The organism is Aquibaculum arenosum, assembly GCF_029222965.1.
Taxonomy (GTDB): domain Bacteria; phylum Pseudomonadota; class Alphaproteobacteria; order Kiloniellales; family DSM-21159; genus Aquibaculum; species Aquibaculum arenosum.
This window is the reverse complement of sequence record NZ_JARHUD010000028.1, coordinates 1-1,352: the sequence shown is the minus strand read 5'-3', so window position 1 is coordinate 1,352 and position 1,352 is coordinate 1. Positions and strand designations below refer to the sequence as shown.

2 protein-coding genes are annotated in these 1,352 nt (G+C 68.0%); both read left to right on the top strand.

Annotated features, from left to right (window positions below; translation table 11 throughout):
- Positions 1 to 10 precede the first annotated feature (10 nt).
- On the top strand, positions 11 to 154 hold the full coding sequence (tnpB, locus tag P2G67_RS16445; RefSeq protein WP_367575381.1) for an IS66 family insertion sequence element accessory protein TnpB: 144 nt from the start codon (positions 11 to 13) through the stop codon (positions 152 to 154).
- 55 nt (positions 155 to 209) lie between these two features.
- Positions 210 to 1,352, top strand: a 1,143-nt coding sequence (gene tnpC / locus P2G67_RS16360) for an IS66 family transposase (protein ID WP_275824365.1), incomplete at its 3' end; no start/stop codon positions are given.

The following is a 1,352-nucleotide window of genomic DNA, read 5'->3' as shown; positions in this document are numbered from 1 at the left end:
CTACAAGCGGCTGGAGGCTGGGGAGTTCGTCTGGCCGCGGATCAGCGAGGGCGTGATGCGTCTCTCCCGCGCCCAGTATGAAGCGCTGGTTGAAGGCCTGGACTGGAAACGGGTGGTGGCGCGCAGGATGCAAGCACCGACTGCGGCAGATTGACTCATTGCTCCTGGGAAGGTGGCAGGGCATCGCGCGGTTATGGTAGCTGGGTGTCATGTCACAGGGCCTGCCCAGTCTCGACCTTGATGCCCTGCCGCCGGAGACACGCGCGGCTGTTGCGGCGCATCTCGATGCGCTGTCTCTCCAGGCACGACAGCTTGATGCCGAGCGGGCGGCCCGGGTGCATCTCGAGGCGGAGGTGCAGGAGCTCAAGGCTCGCACCGAGCGCCTCGAGCATCTCCTGCGCGAACTGAAGCGCGCCCGTTTTGGCAAGTCCTCGGAGAAGCTCGATCCCGACCAGCTGGCGCTGAGTTTCGAGGATATCGAGATTGCCATCGGTGAAGTCCGGGAGGCCGATGATCGGGCGCGCCCGGAGAAGCGCCAGGCAAAGGAGCAATCCGGCACCCGCGAAGGCCGGCGGGCCCTGCCCAGGGATCTTCCCCGGATCGAGAGGGTGATCGAGCCCGACAGCCTGGCCTGCCCCTGCGGCTGTGGCGAGATGGTGCGCATCGGCGAAGACGTTTCGGAGCGGCTCGACATCGTGCCGGCCGAACTGCGCGTTCTGGTGACGATCCGCCCCCGGTACGCCTGCCCGAAGGGGCGCAGCGGCGTGGCTCAGGCCAAGGATCCGGCGCGGCTGATCGAGGGCGGGCTGCCCACCGAGGCCCTGATCGCCCACATCATGGCGGCCAAGTACTGCGAGCACCTGCCGCTCTATCGCCAGTGGCAGCAGTTCAAGCGCCGCGGGGTGGCCCTTGATCGCTCGGTCCTGGCCGACTGGGTCGGCCGGGCCTCGTTCCACCTGACCCCCGTCGTCGCGCGCATGGCGGAGCTCCTCAAGCAGTCGGGCAAGCTGTTCCTCGACGAGACGACGGCACCGGTGCTCGACCCCGGAAGAGGCCGCACCAAGACGGGCTATCTCTGGGCGCTGGCCCGCGACGATCGGCCGTGGGGCGGGACCGATCCGCCCGGCGTGGTGTTCCACTATGCGCCGGGGCGCGGCGGCATCCACGGCGAGAAGATCCTCGAGGGCTTTGAAGGCATCCTGCAAGTCGATGGCTACAGCGGTTATCGCCGCCTGGCCCGGCCGGAGCGCCGCGGCGGTCAACCTCTGGTGCTTGCTCACTGCTGGAGCCATGCCCGCCGTGAGGTCATCAAAGCAACACCTGGTAAAGGCTCGCCCGTTGCCGACGAGCTG